This window comes from bacterium, assembly GCA_030697795.1.
Lineage (GTDB): Bacteria > Patescibacteriota > Minisyncoccia > JACQLN01 > JACQLN01 > JACQLN01.
Map to the genome: position 1 here is coordinate 78,946 of JAUYOV010000006.1, position 18,407 is coordinate 97,352.

Here is an 18,407-nt window from a genome sequence, read left to right on the forward strand (position 1 = left end):
AAGTATAATTTGAGCCATGAAGGTAGCATTTGCTGGCACCAGTGAGTTTGCCGTCCCTATATTAAAAACCATAACATCTCAAACAAATTGGGATGTGGCTTTGGTTATTTCCGAACCCGCCAAAGCTTCCGGCAGAAAAAATCAGTTAATAGCTTCCCCTATCTCTAAACTTGCCCAAGAGTTAAATCTAAATTTGTTAACTCCAGTTTCTATTAAGGATATTAAAGAAGATATTTTGAAGTCAAATCTCGATATTTTAGTCGTGGTTTCTTATGGCCAGATTTTGCCAAAAGATATTATATGTTTACCTAAATACAAAACTGTAAATATTCATCCATCGCTTTTGCCGCGCTTGCGCGGGGCTTCGCCCATTCAAACAGCTTTAGCCCAAGGTTTAACCGAAACTGGTGTGTCGCTAATGCTAATAGACGGAAAAGTAGATCACGGCCCAATAATTTCGCAAGAGGTTTTTTTAATTGATCAATCCGAAAATTACTTAACCCTAGAATTTAAATTAGCCCAAATAGGCGCGTCAATGTTTGTGCGCGATTTACCTAAGTATGTTTCGGGTGAACTCCAACCACAACCTCAAGACGATTCTCAAGCAACTTTTACTAAGATGCTTAAGAAAGAAGATGGTTTGGTTGATTGGTCTAAATCAGCCGATGATATTTACAATCAATGGCGCGCCTACCTAAACTGGCCGGGTGTTTATACTTTTTTTAAAGATAAGTCTGGCCGTACTATCCGTCTTAAGCTGATTGAAGTCGAACTTCAATCAGCAGATCAATCAATATATGCGACATCGGATGTCGCATATAGAGTGGGTAAGGTTTTTACAGATGAATCTAAAAATCTTTATATTGCTTGTCGCAAAGACGCAATAAAACTAATTAGAGTTCAGGTAGAAAACTCTAAAGTTTTAACTGCAAGCGAATTCTTAAACGGTCACGGCTATGTAGTGAGTCAAAAATTAGAATAATTTTATCCAAATACCCAATTTAAAAGTTTGTTTTCAATCTTGTTCATTAAGTTTGTATCAGTAATTTTGCCTATTAGTTTATTCTGGGACAGGACATTTCCGTCAATTCTTGTGGCCTGACAAATAACAGCTCTCATTGGTACTCTATAAGTAATGTCGCTATGCAAAAAAGTATAATCACTAATTTTAATTATTTCATTAAATCTGTCTTCAATCATCCCCGATTTAGATAATGGTATTGCAAAAGCCATACTTTTAAACCACGACACTTGATCCAGCCATAATATTGCCGGTCTTGGTTTTGCTATAATGTTTGTGACTATATTTTTATTACCACAAAACTGGCATGGGTAATCTAAAATAGAAAAGGGTCTATTGCATTTTGAGCAACTGATTATTTCTGGAAATTTGGTAACAAAAATAATATCCCATTTATTGAACATAATATCTAAAACGGTAGATCAGATAACACAGCTTTTTCTTCTTCTGAATTTGAATCAGTTCCTTTCGCTATGTCCAGCAGAGAATCCATTTTTGAGTTTTTTACGATTGGCAAATTATAAATAATATCCAAAAGATTCTGTAAACTCAAATTTCCAAAAGAATCGGCCACTTCATCAATAACTAATAGTTTTTCCGGTCCAAGAGATTTAAGTAGCTTTTCCTTAATTGGAATATGCTTTTTTAAATGATATCTTGTATATTTTTTAACGCTATTGGATAGAAGTGGAAATTCCTTCGCTTCAATGTAGTTTAAACTAATCAGCTGGTTAGTATATTTATCTAACTCTACGGAATATGGACCATGTTTATATCTCTTATATTCTATCGAAGTTATTTTAGTTTTTAATTTTTTCATGGCTAACAAATCTGCTAAAAACAAAAGTTTTTGTAGATGAGTTTTTCCTAATATTCCGTCAAGTCTAGAAATAAAATAAAAAACGACCCCAAGAGTATTTTTATCTAATGTTTGCCCAGTTTTCATAGATTTGAACCTTTATCTTATTTAATTATAGCTCTTATGTAACAAGAAACAAAATTGTCGTTACATGAGTTTTTAATTAACCCCCTTTACAATTTTAATCTCCTCTTCCGTTAAGCCGTAAAGTTTATAGACTTCCACATCAATTTTTTTATCAGTTTTTTCTATTTCGGATTTAATTTTATTGTATTCGTTGGAGTTTTTTTCAACTTCGTGTAATTCCTTGTTAAGCAAGAGAATATTGTCCACCAAAATAATGATCTGTTTTTGCTGGTCAGTTGTTGCTTTATAAATTGGGAATCGAGCAAGTTCATTAACTTTAAATTGTGGAAAAATCTTTCTTTGAAATTTATCAAAGGTTTTGGCAAACCACTGAGAAATAAGTTTTGAATTTAAAATCGCAAGGATATATTTAAGATTGAATTCTTTTAATGGAGAAAAAATAACCATGCTATTTATATCGTTCAAGTATTCATCATCAATGAATACTGCATTGACACAATATGGAAGTGGCGATGGTATTTGCCTCACCAAAATTCTTTGGCCACTAAAAGGTACTGATTTCCTTGGTTCTGCTAGCCAATTTCCATAACTTAAATACTCTCCTGACCAATCCAATAAATATCGCTTTACATCAACACCCTGAAGATATGGCCTAAAAGTATCGTTTTCTTTTTTACCAGAGTGAAATCTTCTTTCTTTTTTAATTTTCTCATCCTGAATGGGATTACCCTTACCAATTTGATAAGCTTTCAAACCTGTAGAAACCTCTGCAATTTCGCCGAGAAGAACTGTATTTTTAAGTTCAAGTGAGTCTTGTTTATTTTTTGTCTGAGAAATATTTATAACAAATTCATTTTGGTAAAAATCTTCAAGTTTGTGTTTAGATAAAATTGGGTTTTCACCAACTAAAATATCACCAACTTCAATATCTGTTGAGTCTGCTTTTCTAAAAAGCAAAAGACATGTATCCACACTAGCTTTGTTAAATATACTCTCAACCGTATTTATGATTCTTAAGTCTGCAGTATTTTTTAGCAAAAACTCTCTAAGTTTGGAAAATGAATTTATAGTTAGCCAATTATTAGGAATAATATAACCAAAATCACCATTTTTCTTAAGCAAGTTAAAACCTAATTCAATAAACAATGAGAAAGTATTTATTTGATATTGTTGTAATTTATAATTAGCGTAATAATATTCTTTTTCATTCTCATCAAAATTTCCACCTCGCGCAAAAATATAAGGCGGATTTCCTATAATCACATCGAACCCACCTTGTTTAAATACTTCTGGAAATTTTTCTCGCCAATTAAAAGGCTTTTTGTCTTTAAAATTACTGCCGAAATATTTTTTAAGTTCTTCGTCTGTGCCCGAAATTAAAGAATTGCCATTTTTAATATTGCTTAAAGATGGAAGTTTTTCTTTATCTTTTAAAACGCTTATCAATAAATTTAATCTGGCTATATCTACGGCTTTTTCGTCTAAATCTACGCCATAAATATTTTGAATCAATATTTGTAAGCGAGTGCGCGTGTTATCTGGCGCGTTAAAATCTTTGTATTTCTCGGCAATAAGTTCTACTGCCTTAACCAAAAATGAACCCGAACCGCAAGCAGGGTCTAGTACTTTAATTTTTTGTAAATCGTAAATACTTTGGCACTTTTCTAAAACAGGTCCAAGAGCGTTTTTAACTATGTAATCAACTATAAAATCAGGCGTATAATAAATGCCCTGTTCTTTGCGTTTTTTGGCATCTTTAGCAACAGAAACTCCTTTTTTAGATTCTTCCAAGCGGTAACTTAAATAGTTTTCGTATACACCACCCAAAATATCTGCTGGAATAAATTTAAAATCATACTCGTAATAACCGTGTTTGCCATATAAAATATCTATTACTTCTTCGGTAGCTTCGTCATGTTCTTCCCATTTTTCAAAAGGATGTTCAGAAAATAGGTTAGAGTTATAAAATTCATTCAACTCTCTAAACTTAGAAACCATTCCTTGGTATAGGTCTTCTCTTTTTTCGTTAGATTTCCAACCACGAACCAATTCCTTTAAAATTGGTGGCTCTAAACCCCTGTCTTCGGCAACTCTTAAAAAAACCAGCCTGTCTAAAAGTTTTTGAACACCTTCATCAATTAAGTCAGTGGATAGATTATCATTATGTATTTTAAAACTTTTCGTAAGCAAAAGCCTGCATTCTTGAATATCTTTATATAGCTTATCCCCCACAGAAACCTTCTGGAGCCGTTTGGAATACTTATCAGCATATTTATCTAGCCCTTTATCTAAAAAAGATTGTTTTGATAATAATTGTAATCGATCAAAATCTTCCAAATAATTTTTGTAATCAATTTGAAAAATCAATCGATCGGCCAACGCGCCTTCTATCAGTTGTGAACTGAATACTTTTATACTTTCAAAATCTGTAAGAACAGCATAATCAACTCCTTTGTTCCAAGAATATCTCATGGCCTGCCAAGCATATTCTTCTCTGTTTAAATCTGCCCTAAGAGGTTTGGCTTCAACATAAAGAACTGGGCGACTGTTTAAATGAAAACCATAATCAACTCGCCCGCCAGATATTTGGCTTTCTTCAGCAGAAACTTCATTTCTATTGGTAATATCCCAACCTAAAGCCTCAAAGAGTGGCGCGATAAAACTATGCTTAGTGTCTTGTTCTGTATAAGCTTGAACTCTGCCAGAACTAACCGCTTCTTCGTATTTTTTAATTAACGCTTCTATTTTTATTTTTGCTTCATCCATAAACTTACTTCTTGTTAATGATGTTTTCTAAAAATAGAAGTGAGGACAAAGGTTAAAAAGAAGATGCTGGCGCTGACTAAAATTATGGTAGGCCCCGGCGGAGAATTCAGAGTTGTAGTTGTAACTAAACCTAGCAAAACCGAGAGAAGACCAAAAATCATGCTCCATGCAGTCATAGTGCGGATTTGAAAGCTAAAGAGCTTAGCCGTAGCGGCGGGAATTATTATTAAAGCACTTATTAATAAAGTTCCCACTAATTTAATACCCATAGCTACGCCCAGTGACAGCAATAATACGAAAAACATTTCGTATTTTTTTACATTTATTTTATCTACTTTGGCTAAATCCGGCGCGAAAGAAACAAAAGCAAAGTTTCTAAATTTAAGAAGCAAACTAACAATTATAACTATGGCCAGTATGGCCGACAACAAAACATCGCCCCGTGTTAGGTTTTCTATATTGCCTAAAAATGTTTCTAAAAGTTCTTCCGAAGGTATTAAAAGCGAACCTAGCGCTAAAGAAGTTGTAAAGAAGACTCCTATAATTGCGTCTAAACCCAAATTCGCCTTGCCTTTTAAGAAAGAAATAACTAAACCGGCCAGCAAGGCAAAAGCCAGTATGCCCAAAAGCGCATTTATTTTAAACGTAATAGAGAGGGCAATACCCAAAAGAATAATATGTGCCACCGCATCCGAAAGCAAAGCTTCTCGGCGCAGTATTACAAAAACGCCTAGCAAAGGCAAAGAAAGCCCTAACGATAAACTTATTAGTACGGGATAGATGTTATTTAAGATTTCAAGCCAATTCATTAGGCTAAATTTTTAATTTCTAATTACTAATTTCTAAACTCGGATGATCGTGTTCCAAACCATGCGCGTGTTTATGAACCGAAGCGTGATGGCCAAAAATTTCCTGCAAGGTCTCGGGTGTTAAAGTTTCTTGAGGCGTACCTTGGCAAACCAAGTCTTTATTTAAACAAATAACTTTAGTGGCAAATCTATAAACGATGGAAAGTTCATGCGAAACCATAACCATAGTCATATTCAATTTTTTATATAAATCGTAAAGCAGGTTATAAACAGTTTCTTCGGTGCTAATGTCTATGCCAGCGGCTGGTTCATCAAAGAAAATAAGTTTAGGATTTTCTAGTAAACTTCGGGCTATAAGCATTCTTTGCATTTCGCCTTGAGAAAGATCGCCTAGCCTTTCGTTTATTAAGTGGCCAATTTTAACATCGTCTAGTCTTTGTTTAATCTCGTTTTCTTTCTTTTTGTTGGGCAACCAAAAATTTAGATCATTGCCTGTTTCAAACAAGAAAAATTCTTTAACGGTTAAAGGAAAACCTTTTTCAAAAGATATTTTTTGAGGCACATAACTGGTTTCGGGTTTTTTATGCCAAGTAATGTCGCCCGTATAATTTGAATCTAAACCCAAAATACTGCGCACCAACATGGTTTTACCGGCGCCATTGGGGCCAATAATAGCTAAAATATCACCCTCAACAATATCAAAGGTGACATTTTTTAGAATTTGCTTTTTACCAAAACCAAAACCTAAGTTTTTTACGCTTATTATTTTTTCGGCCATCAACTAAAATTTTTTTAGTTAGTAAACTTGAGCGTATCGGCCACCAAATTATGGAAAGATCTTTGTTCTGTATTTAAGCCATCGGATTCCATAAAATCTGTTTGTAATTGTACTACAGATTTGTCTTTTAATACATATGTAATCAGGGTAGTTGCTTTTTCGGCTGGCAAATATTCTTCGCGCCTAATGGCAGCGTTGCCATCTAGGGTTATTTTTTCTTCTTTAATTAAATAAAAACTATCATCTTCGGCATTAGCTGTGTCTATATCTTTTAAAAGAGATTCAACATCTGTATATTTTTCGTTTGATCTGGCCATCACTTTTAATATCGTTTTTTGATCTGGGCTGGCTACATATAAATTTTCTTCGCCCACAAAGCCTCCGCCATAAGTTACGCGCCAGCTATAGGGATATTTAATTTGGAAGAGATTATTTGTTTTTGTTTGGTATAAGTACCAGCCGAAAGTTGGGTCTTGCACTGCTTGGGCCACCTCAACTTTTTCTGGTTTTGAATTTTCTTTATAAAGAAAGAAAAACGCGCCAGCAAAAATAATGGCTATCAATATAGCTATTGGAGAAATACTGTTGTTTTCTATTTTTTTTATTTTCTTTTTCATAATGTCCATTCACCCGGCCCGTATAAAGCAATTAACAAAGCCAAAGCTAGTAAAGACAAATCTAGTTCGTAGCCCCCAACCCATTTATCTTTATTAGCTATTTTTCTAACCAAAGTTGCTATAAGCATATTAAAGCTTATAAGCAAGGCTGGTAGCTGGGTATATACGCCCAAAAGAACAGCTAAACCACCAAAAAATTCAACCACGGCTACTATTACAGATAACAACGCCGGCATAGGAAAACGCATGCTTTTAAGCCATTCGGCCATACCCATAGGGTTTTTTATTTTAGGCCAGCCATGCAACACAAAAGTTACGCCCAGAACGAGTCTGGCTACAAAGAGTACTAGGTTTTGATAGTCAAATAGATCCATTGCAGTGATCCAAAATTCTGGCACAAAAGAATCTATTCCGCAAGGAGAGCATCCCTAGTATATCTATTTGACGAATTCCATAGAAGCCAACTATCTACACCGGTGTCGTAGGTGGCTTGAATCTGCGCGCGAACTTTGGTGGCGTCATATTTAATTCCGCCAAGATCAAAGTCTTGCAACCATGGCCGCAGATTGGCTTTGTAAGAAGTTGTAGCTTTTAAATCTTGCCAAGTTGCTAGCGAGCCGTGAATTATTTCGTAAGGTTTGGATGCGGGTTTTTTAATGCCGTTAAAATTATCGGGGTAATGCGATGGATAAATCATAGGCGAGACATAATCAAAATAGGGCAAAGCATCTATTAAGCGCTGGCCAATGTTTAAATCAAAATTAAAATCCATGGCGCGCCAAGCGGCTAAGCCAAAAATATCGGCCGAAGTAGCAATATCTACATCTTTTAATTCTTGATCTAAATATGCAAAAAAACTGCCGATGAGTTCGTATTTTGGCCGAACCGCATTCCAAAATGGATAATCTACTACTTCTATATTGCCATCGGCCGGAAAGCGAACATAATCAAAGTTGACCTCATCAAAGCCATGCATGGCCATATCTTTGGCAATGTCTACGGCATATTGCCAGGCAATACGGCTGGAAGGATCAATCCAGGCGAGACCCTTATTATCTTTCCAAGTTTCGCCAGTTTTAACATTTTTAATAGCAATATCTGGGCGACCAGCGGCCAAAACCGGATCTTGAAAAACTTGCACACGGCCAATCACATAAATATTTTCTTTATGAAATTTGTTTATTAAATTGTCTATATTTCGAAGCTTAATTTCGTTATTAGCGCCAATTTTTTGAGCAAGGGGTATATTAACTGTATAGGTAAAGAAACCCGTAGCATCTTTTACATCTAGCACCACGCCGTTAAGTTCTGTTTCTTTAACTAACTGGATAAGATCATCTATTTTTTTAGAATTTGTGGTAGACCAAGCCGAAATATATATGCCTTTTATGGGGTGAGGTGGGTTTTTTAGTTTTTTAGTAGTAGATATATTTGTGACATTAGAAACAATGTTGTAGGCTGTGGATGATACTAGGTTAAACGTATTTTTTTGCGAGACAAACAAAAAAGTGGCAATTATTATTAAAAAGCCTAAGCTAGAAAATATAGCTATTTTCTTTTCAGTAGTCATTGATTGATTAATATTATAACATTAGCATATGGAAAACCTTGTTTTATATAGAAAATATCGTCCACAGACCTTCTCCGAGATTGCTGGGCAAGAACATGTTGTGCGGACGCTAAAAAATTCTTTGGCGCAAAATAAAATTGCGCACGCCTATTTATTTGCTGGCCCACGCGGTAGCGGTAAAACAACCATTGCTCGCCTAATGGCTAAAGCTTTGAACTGTGCCAATTTGTCCAGAATTCAAGAAGTGAATTCTGCTGACAAATTGAGCATCCGCCGAAGCTTTAGCGAAGGCGGATCCGACATTCCATGTAATTCGTGTCCGAATTGCCTAAGTTTTAACGAAGGAAAGTTTTTGGATCTTATAGAAATAGATGCGGCGTCTAACCGTGGCATAGACGAAATTCGCAGTTTGCGCGAAAACGTTCGCTTTGGGCCAAGCACAGGTAAATATAAAGTCTATTTAATAGACGAAGCCCATATGATTACAAAGGATGCCTTTAACGCATTCTTAAAAACACTAGAAGAACCACCAGCCCACGCTGTTTTTATTTTAGCCACTACCGAAGCCCATCGCTTGTTGCCTACCATAGTTTCCCGTACACAGCGGTTTGATTTTAAGCGTTTATCGGTGGCAGAACTTATGGGCAGACTCACGAATATTGCTCAAAAAGAAAATGTAGAAATTGAAGTTGAAGCTTTAAAACTTATTGCCCACGAAGCCGATGGCTCGGCTCGCGACGCCGAAGGCCTGTTGGGGCAGATTATTGCTACCGGCGAGAAAAAAATAACTTTAGCTAACGCCGAAGAGCTTTTGGGTTTATTTTCGCACCGCAAAATTAAAGACCTGGTTTCTTTGGCTTTAGCCAAAGACCAAGCTGGCGCTTTAAATTGGTTACATAACATAGTTAACGCCGGCTACGATGTTAACCAGCTTTTAAAATCTTTAAACCACTATGTTAGAAAACTTATAATGATTTCTGTCTCGCCTCAATTAACCCAAATAGCTAAAAATGATTTAGCCGAGGAAGATTTTAAACATATGGCGGAGCAAGCTAAAAAAATTCCAGCAGTGGAACTAGCTAACTGGTTGCATGTTTTCTCGCAGGCTAAAAATAATTTTAATAATTATCCCCTGCCCCAGATGGCGTTAGAGGTGGCGTTGATCAATCTATTGTCGAGTGAGTCGTTTGATGGTGCTAAGCCAGGCCTAGCTAACAATTCGGATCTAAAAATTTCTAATGACAAAGTTCTCCTTCGACAGGCTCAGGATCCCGAGTCTAATCGAGGGATAATTTCTAATCAAATCCAAATGTCTAATGCCAAAAAAGATACTATATCGTCTGTCGATTCTAAACCACAGATTCCCCAACAAAATTCTGATGCAAATATTTTAAACATCGTTTTATCCAAATGGACCGAAATAATCACAGAAGTAAAACCCCACAATCATTCCCTTTCGGGTTTTTTGTTGGGGATGAAACCCAAAGAGGCTTCTTCTAGCACACTCACACTAAGCACTAAATATTCTTTTCATCGCGATCGCTTAAGTGATGTTAAAAATAAAAAAATAATAGAAGACGCTATAGAAAAGGTTTGTGGCCACAAGCTTTCGTTAAGTTGTATTTTAGAGAGATAACTAAAATCCGCTACTTGTTGATAGCGAATTTTAGTTTATTTATCTTTGTCAATTTTGGCTTTGGCTTCTTTTGCTAATCTTTCTTTTTCTTCTAAAGCTAGTTGTTGCAGTTTTTCGTCTTGAATTTTATTTAAAATCTTTTTTACTTCCTCCATACTATCCCAGTTGTGTATAGAAATAGCCACAACATCTTTATTTATTTTTTTAATAGCTGTAAGTTTCTTTTTTAATTCGGCAGGTGTAACTAAATCGGTTTTAGTTAAAAATAAAAATTCTTGTTTTTCGGCCAAGGTTTCGGAATATTTTTTAAGTTCGTTTCTGATAACCTTATAGTCGCGGGCAATATTTTCGGATTCCGCCGAGATTAAATGAAACAAAATTTTTGTGCGTTCAATGTGGCGTAAAAATTTTATACCCAAGCCCTTACCGCTAGATGCGCCTTCTATAATACCTGGAATATCTGCCAAAATAAGTTCGTAATAAGCCCCCAAGCTTGGTTCTAATGTGGTAAACGGATAATTAGCCACTTTGCTATTAGCACGTGTAACTTCGTTTATTAAACTAGATTTTCCAGCGTTAGGTAAACCTAATAAACCAACATCGGCAATAAGTTTAAGTTCCAAACGTATTCTAAAACCCTCCCCCGGAGTACCTTTTTGAAACTGCGTTGGCGAGGTGTTTACAGAAGATCTAAATTTAAAATTACCCCAACCACCTTTACCGCCTTTAGCCACCAAAACTTGTTCGCCTATTTTTGTAATTTCACAAACTTCACCCGTGTCTAAATTTGTAATAACGGTGCCAATTGGAATTTTTAAAATTGTGTCTGCGGTATCGGCGCCGTCGTTGTTTTGGCCTTTGCCGTTTTCACCGTTTTTGGTTTTTATTTCTTTTTTGTATCTAAATTGAGCCAAAGCATTTAAATTGGAAATGCCTTCAAAATATATGCTGCCGCCCTTACCGCCATCGCCACCCACCGGCCCCAAGCTTTTCATATTTTTATTAAAAGCTACAGCGCCCCTACCGCCGTTACCTGCCTCTATTCTAATTTTTACATCGTCTATTAACATTTTCTTAAACTAAATCGTAAAAATCATCACTTCGAGCAGCATTATGGAGAAGACTATTTATATAATAGAGAGGCTCCATATCGTCTGCGAGGGGTGATGGTTTGAGAAGCCGAAGTCATTAATCTATAAAAGTTAAAGCTTTGCCCATTTTGTCGCCGCGTCCTGTTCGGCCAATTCGGTGTATATAGTCTTCGTAGGTATTAGGCAAATCGAAGTTAATAACGTGCGAAACATTGGGAATGTCTAGGCCTCGAGCCGCTACGTCTGTAGCCACTAACACCTGTACGCGATTATTTTTAAAAGCGGTAAGTGCGCGTTGTCGGCCGGAATGGTTTTTATCGCCATGAATGGCGTCGGCTTTAAAGCCCCGATCAACCAAGGCTCTAGAAAGTTTTTCTACACCGTGTTTGGTTCGGCCAAAAACTAGAACTTTATTAAATTCTTTTTGAATAAGAAGTTCGTGTAAAGTTTCTATTTTATTTTTACCTCCGCCAACTTTTACTACGTTTTGATCAACATTGGTGGCAGTGTCTCGGGTTTTTACAGAAACTCTTACAGGAGTTTTTAAAAATTCGTGTATAAGGCGTTCAATTTCTGGCGAGATTGTAGCCGAAAAGAAAAGCGTGTGCCTGTCCTTAGGCATACCAGCCATAACGAAACGCATATCGTGTATAAAACCCATATCCAACATTCTATCGGCTTCGTCTAAAACGATGGTTTTAAATTCGTTTAAGCGAATCATTCTGCGTTCTATCAGATCTTTCAATCTACCCGGAGTACCAATAATAAAATGATTACGTAATCTAAGTTCCGAAATTTGTCGGCTAATGCTCATACCGCCAACAGTGCAAACAGAAAACATTTGTAAGCCTTTAACCAAAGACTTAAATTCGGAATCTATTTGAATCGCCAGTTCACGAGTTGGCACAACAATTAAAACTTTGTCGTTGTTATTGGCCATATAAACTTTATTTATTAATGGAATTAAAAACGCAGCGGTTTTACCGGTGCCGGTATTGGCTATACCAACAACGTCCTTGCCTTCCAAAATAAGCGGAATGGTTTGGTCTTGTATCGGTGTTGGTAATTTATAGCCTTTGTTTAATACGTTGCTTTTTAACCTGTGATCAATAACAAAACTCTGAAACTTGTGTTCAGGTATGTATTCTACGCTTGCCGCTATATCTACCGCTTTGCTAATAAACTTAGCTGGGTTTATATATTGACCTATTTGACCGTTGCCTCGTCTATTCGGAGGACGGCTGGTATTATTAAACTTTCTAACAGGAAAAGGCCTTCTAGGGCCTCTATTACTGAAGCTTATCATATAATGCTTGGGCCTCATGAGTTTCCAGACAAAAGCCCTTAAGCTTATATTTTTAGGTATTATTCTGCGTATTTGCAGTAACGCCTCTAAACGTCAAAAACCGATGAGATATTAAATTATTTACCTATTATATACCAAATAGATTTCCGTGTCAACTATACCTGTTTTGTCGTGTAAAATACAGGCTTTTATAGCCCTGCTGTTATATTGACATTACCATATTAATATGCTACTATATAGTACATAGTTCGTTGACATTAAAATAGCTTTTATTTTATCCCGACATGGGCGGCCTTGCCCTACAACGCCTCATAAGAGGAAGTGCACAGAGTGCGCGCGAGTAGACAAGGCAAAAAGCAGTCTGCTCGTTTAAGGATAATATGGATCTACCAATTTTTGCTTCGAGAGACGAGATCATTAAACTCCTCCTCGAGCATCAGGTAGTAATCGTAGTTGGAGAAACGGGTTCTGGAAAAACAACCCAGACTCCTCTCTTTCTCTACGAAGCCGGTTTTGCTAACGGAAAGAAAATCGGTGTAACAGAGCCACGGAAAATCGCTGCAATATCTGTGGCGGCGTTCGTGGCTAAGCAATTGGGAACACAGCTCGGCGATCTTGTTGGCTATCAGATTCGTTTCGATGATATGACAGCCGACAGAACAAAGATCAAGTTCATGACGGATGGTATTTTACTTCGCGAGCTTCAGATCGATCCTGATCTTACCAAATATTCGGTAATCATGATTGACGAGGCCCACGAACGCAGCAAGAATATCGATTTCACGCTAGGGCTTTTAAAGGAAACACTGAAACGGCGTAAGGATTTTAAAGTCGTTGTTGCTTCGGCAACTATCGACCAGAAGAAATTCTCGCGCTATTTCGATAACGCTCCTGTGGTTAATGTTTCGGGAAGAACTTTTCCCGTCGACATTCTCTACGATGAGCGTGACTACGATCCTATGAACGTGATTGATGCTGTGGTGAACAAAGTGGGTTCCATTCACTGTTCGGGTGGTCACGGAGATATTTTAGTTTTTATGACCGGTGAAGATGAAATAAGAAAAGTCATTACCGGTATCGAGAAACTGGAGCTCTCTGGTCTTGTACCCTTACCATGTTACGGAACTCTTTCTCCCGAGGATCAGCAGAAGATTTTCGATGTTTATCCCGGAGAGAGGAAGGTCGTTGTTGCAACAAACATAGCCGAAACTTCCATTACGGTGGAAGGGGTCGTCTATGTGGTGGACGGTGGTTTCGTTAAACAACTGAACTTTCATCCGGAAATCGGGATAGAGAGTTTGGATGTTGAGGAGCATTCGCAAGCTGGTTGTAATCAGCGTGCGGGTCGGGCTGGCAGAACCCAAGCAGGTGTCTGTTACCGAATGTTCACAGAAGAAAACTTTAGCAACAGACCGAAGTTCACCGAACCTGAGATTCGAAGGAGTAATCTTTCCGGTGTCGTCCTGATGATGGAAGATATCGGAATCGAGAAGGTTATCGAGTTCGACTTCGTTGATCCGCCGGAACTAAACGCTTTTCGCGAAGCCTATGAAACCCTCATCGCACTCGGTGCGATCGAGCGAGATAAGAAAGGTCTCACGGAAATTGGCAAAGCAATGGCTGGTTTGCCGCTGGAACCAAGAATTTCGAGAATGGTTTTGGAGGCAGAGAAGCACAACTGCATGAGTTCCGTTGTTACCATCGCTTCTTTCCTTTCGGTAAGGAATGTTTTTAACAGGCCGAAAGGTAAAGAGATGGAGGCCGACAGGGCTCATCAAGCGTTCAAGGACAAGAGATCCGACCTTTTGACTTATTTAAACATCTGGCATGAATATGCCGAGTCTAGGTTTTCCATGGGGTGGTGTCACGAAAACTTCCTCAACGGAAAATCGTTAAAGGAAGTTGAAAGTATCCAGAGACAGCTTTTCGACATTCTCAGAAGAAGAGGTATTGAGATTTCGCAAAACGGATCCGATGAAGATGTGTTAAAGGCTGTAACAGCTGGATTGATCTTCAATCTTTTTCAAGAGGATGGAGGTCATTCTTATTCAGCTGTTTTGAGGATCTGTCCTGGTGTGTATATTCATCCTAGCTCGACCCTGATCAATGCAAATCCTAAGTGGATGGTTGTAACCAATATAACCGCAACCACAAAAGTGTTTGCCAGAGGTTGCAGCAATGTTAATGCTGGTTGGCTCGTTGAGCTTCTACCTCGCTTTTTCACCTTTAGAGGAGATTGGGAAATCGTAGATTTTGATGCCAACGGAAACGGCGTCGAAATTAAGCGTGAGGTTGTTTACAAAAACGAAGCTCATGCCGGCTATGCTAGGAAGATAGTTTCTTTAGAAGAAGCCGACGCCATTCAGCAAAGGAAGATTTTCGAAGCCGAGCTTAGTGGTTGGATTAGGCTCTCTTTTACCGAAAACGAAGAAAGTTTCTCTTCTCGATACGTGACTGAATACCGCGGCCAAAAGATCAGAGCAACGAGGTTTCATGGAATCGAAGAAGGTGTTCCGTACTACTGCAAACTTCTTCCCTATTCTATGATCTTCGATAGTGGCACTAACATGACCAGGGCAGATGTTGAGTTTAAAGTTTTCAACTTTTTCCCTGTTGTTTTGCCAGAACCCGAAGTTCAGGAAGAGGTAGTAGATATTCTGGTAGAAGTAATACCGGAGAGTGTTTCCAAACCCGAAGCTCCGCAACAAGTCAGTGAAACTACTTTTGCTGATTTGGCAGCACAGTGGGGCATCAAGGCAGGAAAACTCAAGAAGTAAAAGCACATTAGTTGGGATGTAAATCCCCGTAGGAGCCTATCGCATAATGCGATCGTTAAGGGCTCCATTTTTTTATTTAAAAATTAAAGCTTGCTTATTTCGTTTAGATCTTTATCTGGCACATAGAGGATAATAAGGCCTAAAATTATGCCGCCAATAGCGCTTATGGCATGGTTACCGTCGGCAAACATAATATCTATTTCATCTAATACATACCAAACACCCCGCCAAATAAGCACTAATCCAATAACAATAGATAAGTTTCTAGCAAAGTAAGAAATTATACTTCTATTTTTCTTCATAGTTATATTTTTAATCTATACTATCTATTATAGCAATAATTTGTTGATATAGTTCAGTTTCTTTTTCATTAAATGCCGCCAGCTGAGCGTTTTCTAAACTCTCCAATGCTTCTGCAACGTATCCTGCTTCCTTATAAAGTAATGCTTGTTTAATAATACACTCGATATTAGCTTTACTAGTGTTTATATTATTTGCTTCCGTTTCATTTTGTTCTGTCCATTTCAATAAAAGGGCGCGAGTTTCAGTGTCCTCGTTGCCTTTGGTGCGCAAAGCTTCAATAACTTCTTGATCTGTAATAAACTTATTTTCTGGCGAGTTAAATTTTTCTAACATAATTTTAAAATATTTTTTTATGATTTCACAAAACGGGCGGTATCATAATAATTCTGCTTTAATTTTGTCTCGGATTGTATTTAATATATCCTCGGGGGTTACGAAACTATGATCAGTTTTATAATTATGGCCATATAATTTATCTTCAAACACCATACTCATAAATGTCATTGGTTTTGTATAACGAGGAATAAAATGAGCATGTAAGTGCCGAGTATCGTTGCCTAAAAAAGAATAATTAAACCAATCGGGTTGGAAAACTTTTTTTACCACCTCTCTTAAATTTTGCAAAACCAAAAACAATTCCGATTGTTCTTCTTGGGTTGAATCAGTTAAATCGAGTGCGTTTTCACGCTTACACCAAACTACGCATCGACCAAGGTAGCTTTGATTAGGATGAACATAAATGGCCCAGTATTTATAATCTTTAATTAAGTTTTTTGAAAAATCCTCTGCCATAAATTTATTTCTTACACTCGCCTATTACGTAAGAACTTACTAATTGGTTTTTGCAGGCTTCGCAAGAACTCGAAAAAGTTTCTTTAATTGGGTTACATGGAGCTTTTATGCATTGAATATTAACTTCGGCGCAAACTGGCGCATAAACTTGAGTACAAAAATCTACACCACGTTGTTCTTTGGTACATAAATTTAAATATGGTTCGGGGGTTGCAACAATAGGCTTAATAGAAACTAATTTATTATTTTCTACTTTAAAATATTTTGAAACACCCACCGAAGGTTGGGCGGTCATAGGTTCTGTTATTTTTCTATCGGCATAATTTATAATAATTTCGCCATTTCTGTATTCGGTTGTTTGTGGTGCAATTCTATCGCCAAGAAAAACTGTGTTAGCGCCTTCGTAACCGTCGTCTTTACCTAGGGCTAAGGCAAGATAATAAAAAGTGCCACTGCCGTCGGTTTGGGAAGTTAAAATAAAAGCTATGTCTTGCACGCCATCACCATTAAAATCGGCTTTAACTTCGTTGCCAAAGTATACAATATCAGAACTTAATCTAACGGGTTTTCCTTCTAAAATAAAGATTATGTCTTTGTAAGTAGTTTGTATTGGTTGGTTTTCTGTAAGCGAATTTTTATGCCAAAATGCTATCGCTATTAAAACAATGGCTACTCCCAAAAATATGTAAGCTTTCTTAATAAGTATCATTGTGTTTATTATATCTTTTATAAATAAAAACGCCCAGCAGGTTCGCTGGGTCGTTGAAGATGGATCAATCGCCGGGGTCAGACATGATACTTCCGCAGGTGCAGTGCCGACCATGCAATCTAAATCTCCAGTGCAAATGATTGCATGAAACGTCTTCCGGTTCGTGTCCAGCCGCCACAAACTTTTCGTCGGCAGCTTTACGCTCAGATTGCCAAGCTTGCTGTGCTTGATACTCCATAGGCGGTGTCGGAACAGTTTGGCTATCGTGATCCGGAATTCTATTCATATAAACCTCCTTGTGAAAGAGTTATTAAAAAAGATATAAAGAAGAGTTAATCGGCCCATGTCGCCATGAGTTTTCCGCAGTAACAGTAATAGCCGTGAATTCTTTCGTCGTAATGCGAATGATCGCAAGTTTCCTTAGGCAAGTCATCTACAGATATGAGTCTGCCATTCATGATTGCCAGTCTTGGACGCTGTCCTTGTCCTAAATCTATTAATGTTACACCAGGAATTTGTGGTATATCGTCAAATGCAATTCCATCTCTGTTTTTCATTATGTTTTCTCCTCTTTTGGTTTCTTATTAAGAAAGGACTGAAGAATATAATATAAGTATTATTTCTGGCAGTCAATTTTGACATTTTATTCTAGTTGCGTAATCATATCTTCAGTTCCAAATAACTCATAAAAATTGGGAGGATAAGATGAACGGAGCCTTAGTAAAACCTAAAAAAGCGGTTGGTCAGATGGTAAATACAACCGCCAGAGTGATTAGAACAATTCTTTTAAAAGATTTAGAATCGGGGTTTTTTCGTGATGAAGAAGGTAAGATTTTTTATGTATCTTTACACGGGAAACAAACCCCTATTTTTCCTGTTCTTGAAGATGGTTCCATTTCTCATACTGGCAGAGGGGAAGATCTAAGAGATCCAGACGAGGTGATAAAACTGGTTAATCCTCACGAACTTGGAATCACAAAAATAACTTGGGTAAAATAGCTTCTAGTAAAAATACTCGCAAAAAACCGCGGGTATTTTTGTATAGAATTAAAAAATCCCCCGACGAAATGTTGAGGGATTTTTAGTGGTTAACGTTGCCTTCTTTTTTTATCTTTACCTTTCTTAAATTTCTTTTTTCCTTTTACCTCGCCTTTATTCTTTTTTGCAATTTAAATTAGTGGGTATTATTAATAATAAACTAGTATATTCGCCTTTAATCCATTGTCTGTTGATTGTAACACTATTTGACCAAGTTAAGTTTTTTAACTCTCGGCCATTTTTTTATT

The 18,407-nt window shown here is 37.1% G+C and carries 19 protein-coding genes; 4 read left to right on the forward strand and 15 right to left on the reverse strand.

Annotated elements, in window-relative coordinates:
- The first annotated feature begins 16 nt into the window (after positions 1–16).
- Positions 17–982, forward strand: a complete 966-nt coding sequence (gene fmt / locus Q8Q95_03005) for a methionyl-tRNA formyltransferase (GenBank protein ID MDP3764565.1) — start codon at positions 17–19, stop codon at positions 980–982.
- A gap of 2 nt (positions 983–984) precedes the next feature.
- Here the strand turns inward: fmt and Q8Q95_03010 are convergent, their stop codons facing one another.
- From Q8Q95_03010 to Q8Q95_03045, 8 genes are all read right to left on the reverse strand, one after another.
- Positions 985–1,425, reverse strand: coding sequence for a hypothetical protein (locus Q8Q95_03010; GenBank protein MDP3764566.1), 441 nt, complete (start codon positions 1,423–1,425; stop codon positions 985–987).
- 5 nt (positions 1,426–1,430) lie between these two features.
- Positions 1,431–1,967: a Panacea domain-containing protein gene (locus Q8Q95_03015; protein ID MDP3764567.1), complete on the reverse strand. Its 537-nt coding sequence runs from the start codon at positions 1,965–1,967 to the stop codon at positions 1,431–1,433.
- 72 nt (positions 1,968–2,039) lie between these two features.
- Positions 2,040–4,733, reverse strand: a complete 2,694-nt coding sequence (locus tag Q8Q95_03020) for an N-6 DNA methylase (protein MDP3764568.1) — start codon at positions 4,731–4,733, stop codon at positions 2,040–2,042.
- A gap of 14 nt (positions 4,734–4,747) precedes the next feature.
- Entirely contained in the window at positions 4,748–5,542 is a 795-nt protein-coding gene (locus tag Q8Q95_03025) for a metal ABC transporter permease (protein ID MDP3764569.1), read from the reverse strand.
- Positions 5,543–5,561: 19 nt separating this feature from the next.
- A complete protein-coding gene (locus Q8Q95_03030) occupies positions 5,562–6,320 on the reverse strand; it encodes a metal ABC transporter ATP-binding protein (protein MDP3764570.1) in 759 nt (252 codons plus the stop codon).
- 14 nt (positions 6,321–6,334) lie between these two features.
- On the reverse strand, positions 6,335–6,937 hold the full coding sequence (locus Q8Q95_03035) for a hypothetical protein (protein MDP3764571.1): 603 nt from the start codon (positions 6,935–6,937) through the stop codon (positions 6,335–6,337).
- Positions 6,934–7,335 (reverse strand): DoxX family protein, encoded by a 402-nt coding sequence (locus Q8Q95_03040; GenBank protein MDP3764572.1) that lies wholly within the window; start codon positions 7,333–7,335, stop codon positions 6,934–6,936. Before Q8Q95_03040 ends, Q8Q95_03035 begins: the two co-directional genes overlap by 4 nt.
- A gap of 8 nt (positions 7,336–7,343) precedes the next feature.
- Positions 7,344–8,507, reverse strand: a complete 1,164-nt coding sequence (locus tag Q8Q95_03045; GenBank protein ID MDP3764573.1) for a putative glycoside hydrolase — start codon at positions 8,505–8,507, stop codon at positions 7,344–7,346.
- A 28-nt stretch (positions 8,508–8,535) separates the two neighbouring features.
- On the opposite strand from Q8Q95_03045, the gene dnaX reads away from it, so the two are divergent.
- Positions 8,536–10,143: a DNA polymerase III subunit gamma/tau gene (gene dnaX, locus Q8Q95_03050; protein ID MDP3764574.1), complete on the forward strand. Its 1,608-nt coding sequence runs from the start codon at positions 8,536–8,538 to the stop codon at positions 10,141–10,143.
- Positions 10,144–10,178: 35 nt separating this feature from the next.
- Here the strand turns inward: dnaX and obgE are convergent, their stop codons facing one another.
- Both obgE and Q8Q95_03060 read right to left on the reverse strand, forming a co-directional pair.
- Complete coding sequence (gene obgE / locus Q8Q95_03055) at positions 10,179–11,213, reverse strand: GTPase ObgE (GenBank protein ID MDP3764575.1); 1,035 nt, start codon at positions 11,211–11,213, stop codon at positions 10,179–10,181.
- Positions 11,214–11,331: 118 nt separating this feature from the next.
- The gene (locus Q8Q95_03060) at positions 11,332–12,540 is read right to left on the reverse strand and encodes a DEAD/DEAH box helicase (protein ID MDP3764576.1); all 1,209 of its coding nucleotides are present in this window, start codon (positions 12,538–12,540) and stop codon (positions 11,332–11,334) included.
- Between the two features lie 380 nt (positions 12,541–12,920).
- Here Q8Q95_03060 and Q8Q95_03065 point away from each other — a divergent pair, with 380 nt between their 5' ends.
- On the forward strand, positions 12,921–15,317 hold the full coding sequence (locus Q8Q95_03065) for an ATP-dependent RNA helicase (GenBank protein ID MDP3764577.1): 2,397 nt from the start codon (positions 12,921–12,923) through the stop codon (positions 15,315–15,317).
- Positions 15,318–15,400: 83 nt separating this feature from the next.
- On the opposite strand, the gene Q8Q95_03070 is transcribed toward Q8Q95_03065, so the two are convergent.
- The 5 genes from Q8Q95_03070 to Q8Q95_03090 all read right to left on the reverse strand — a co-directional run bounded on the left by Q8Q95_03070 (position 15,401) and on the right by Q8Q95_03090 (position 17,579).
- On the reverse strand, positions 15,401–15,619 hold the full coding sequence (locus tag Q8Q95_03070; GenBank protein MDP3764578.1) for a hypothetical protein: 219 nt from the start codon (positions 15,617–15,619) through the stop codon (positions 15,401–15,403).
- A 10-nt stretch (positions 15,620–15,629) separates the two neighbouring features.
- The gene (locus tag Q8Q95_03075; protein MDP3764579.1) at positions 15,630–15,953 is read right to left on the reverse strand and encodes a hypothetical protein; all 324 of its coding nucleotides are present in this window, start codon (positions 15,951–15,953) and stop codon (positions 15,630–15,632) included.
- Between the two features lie 42 nt (positions 15,954–15,995).
- Positions 15,996–16,412, reverse strand: coding sequence for an HIT family protein (locus Q8Q95_03080; protein MDP3764580.1), 417 nt, complete (start codon positions 16,410–16,412; stop codon positions 15,996–15,998).
- A gap of 4 nt (positions 16,413–16,416) precedes the next feature.
- Positions 16,417–17,235 (reverse strand): hypothetical protein, encoded by an 819-nt coding sequence (locus Q8Q95_03085; protein MDP3764581.1) that lies wholly within the window; start codon positions 17,233–17,235, stop codon positions 16,417–16,419.
- A 218-nt stretch (positions 17,236–17,453) separates the two neighbouring features.
- The gene (locus tag Q8Q95_03090) at positions 17,454–17,579 is read right to left on the reverse strand and encodes a hypothetical protein (GenBank protein ID MDP3764582.1); all 126 of its coding nucleotides are present in this window, start codon (positions 17,577–17,579) and stop codon (positions 17,454–17,456) included.
- Between the two features lie 247 nt (positions 17,580–17,826).
- On the opposite strand from Q8Q95_03090, the gene Q8Q95_03095 reads away from it, so the two are divergent.
- Positions 17,827–18,120: a hypothetical protein gene (locus Q8Q95_03095; protein ID MDP3764583.1), complete on the forward strand. Its 294-nt coding sequence runs from the start codon at positions 17,827–17,829 to the stop codon at positions 18,118–18,120.
- Positions 18,121–18,407: the final 287 nt, after the last annotated feature.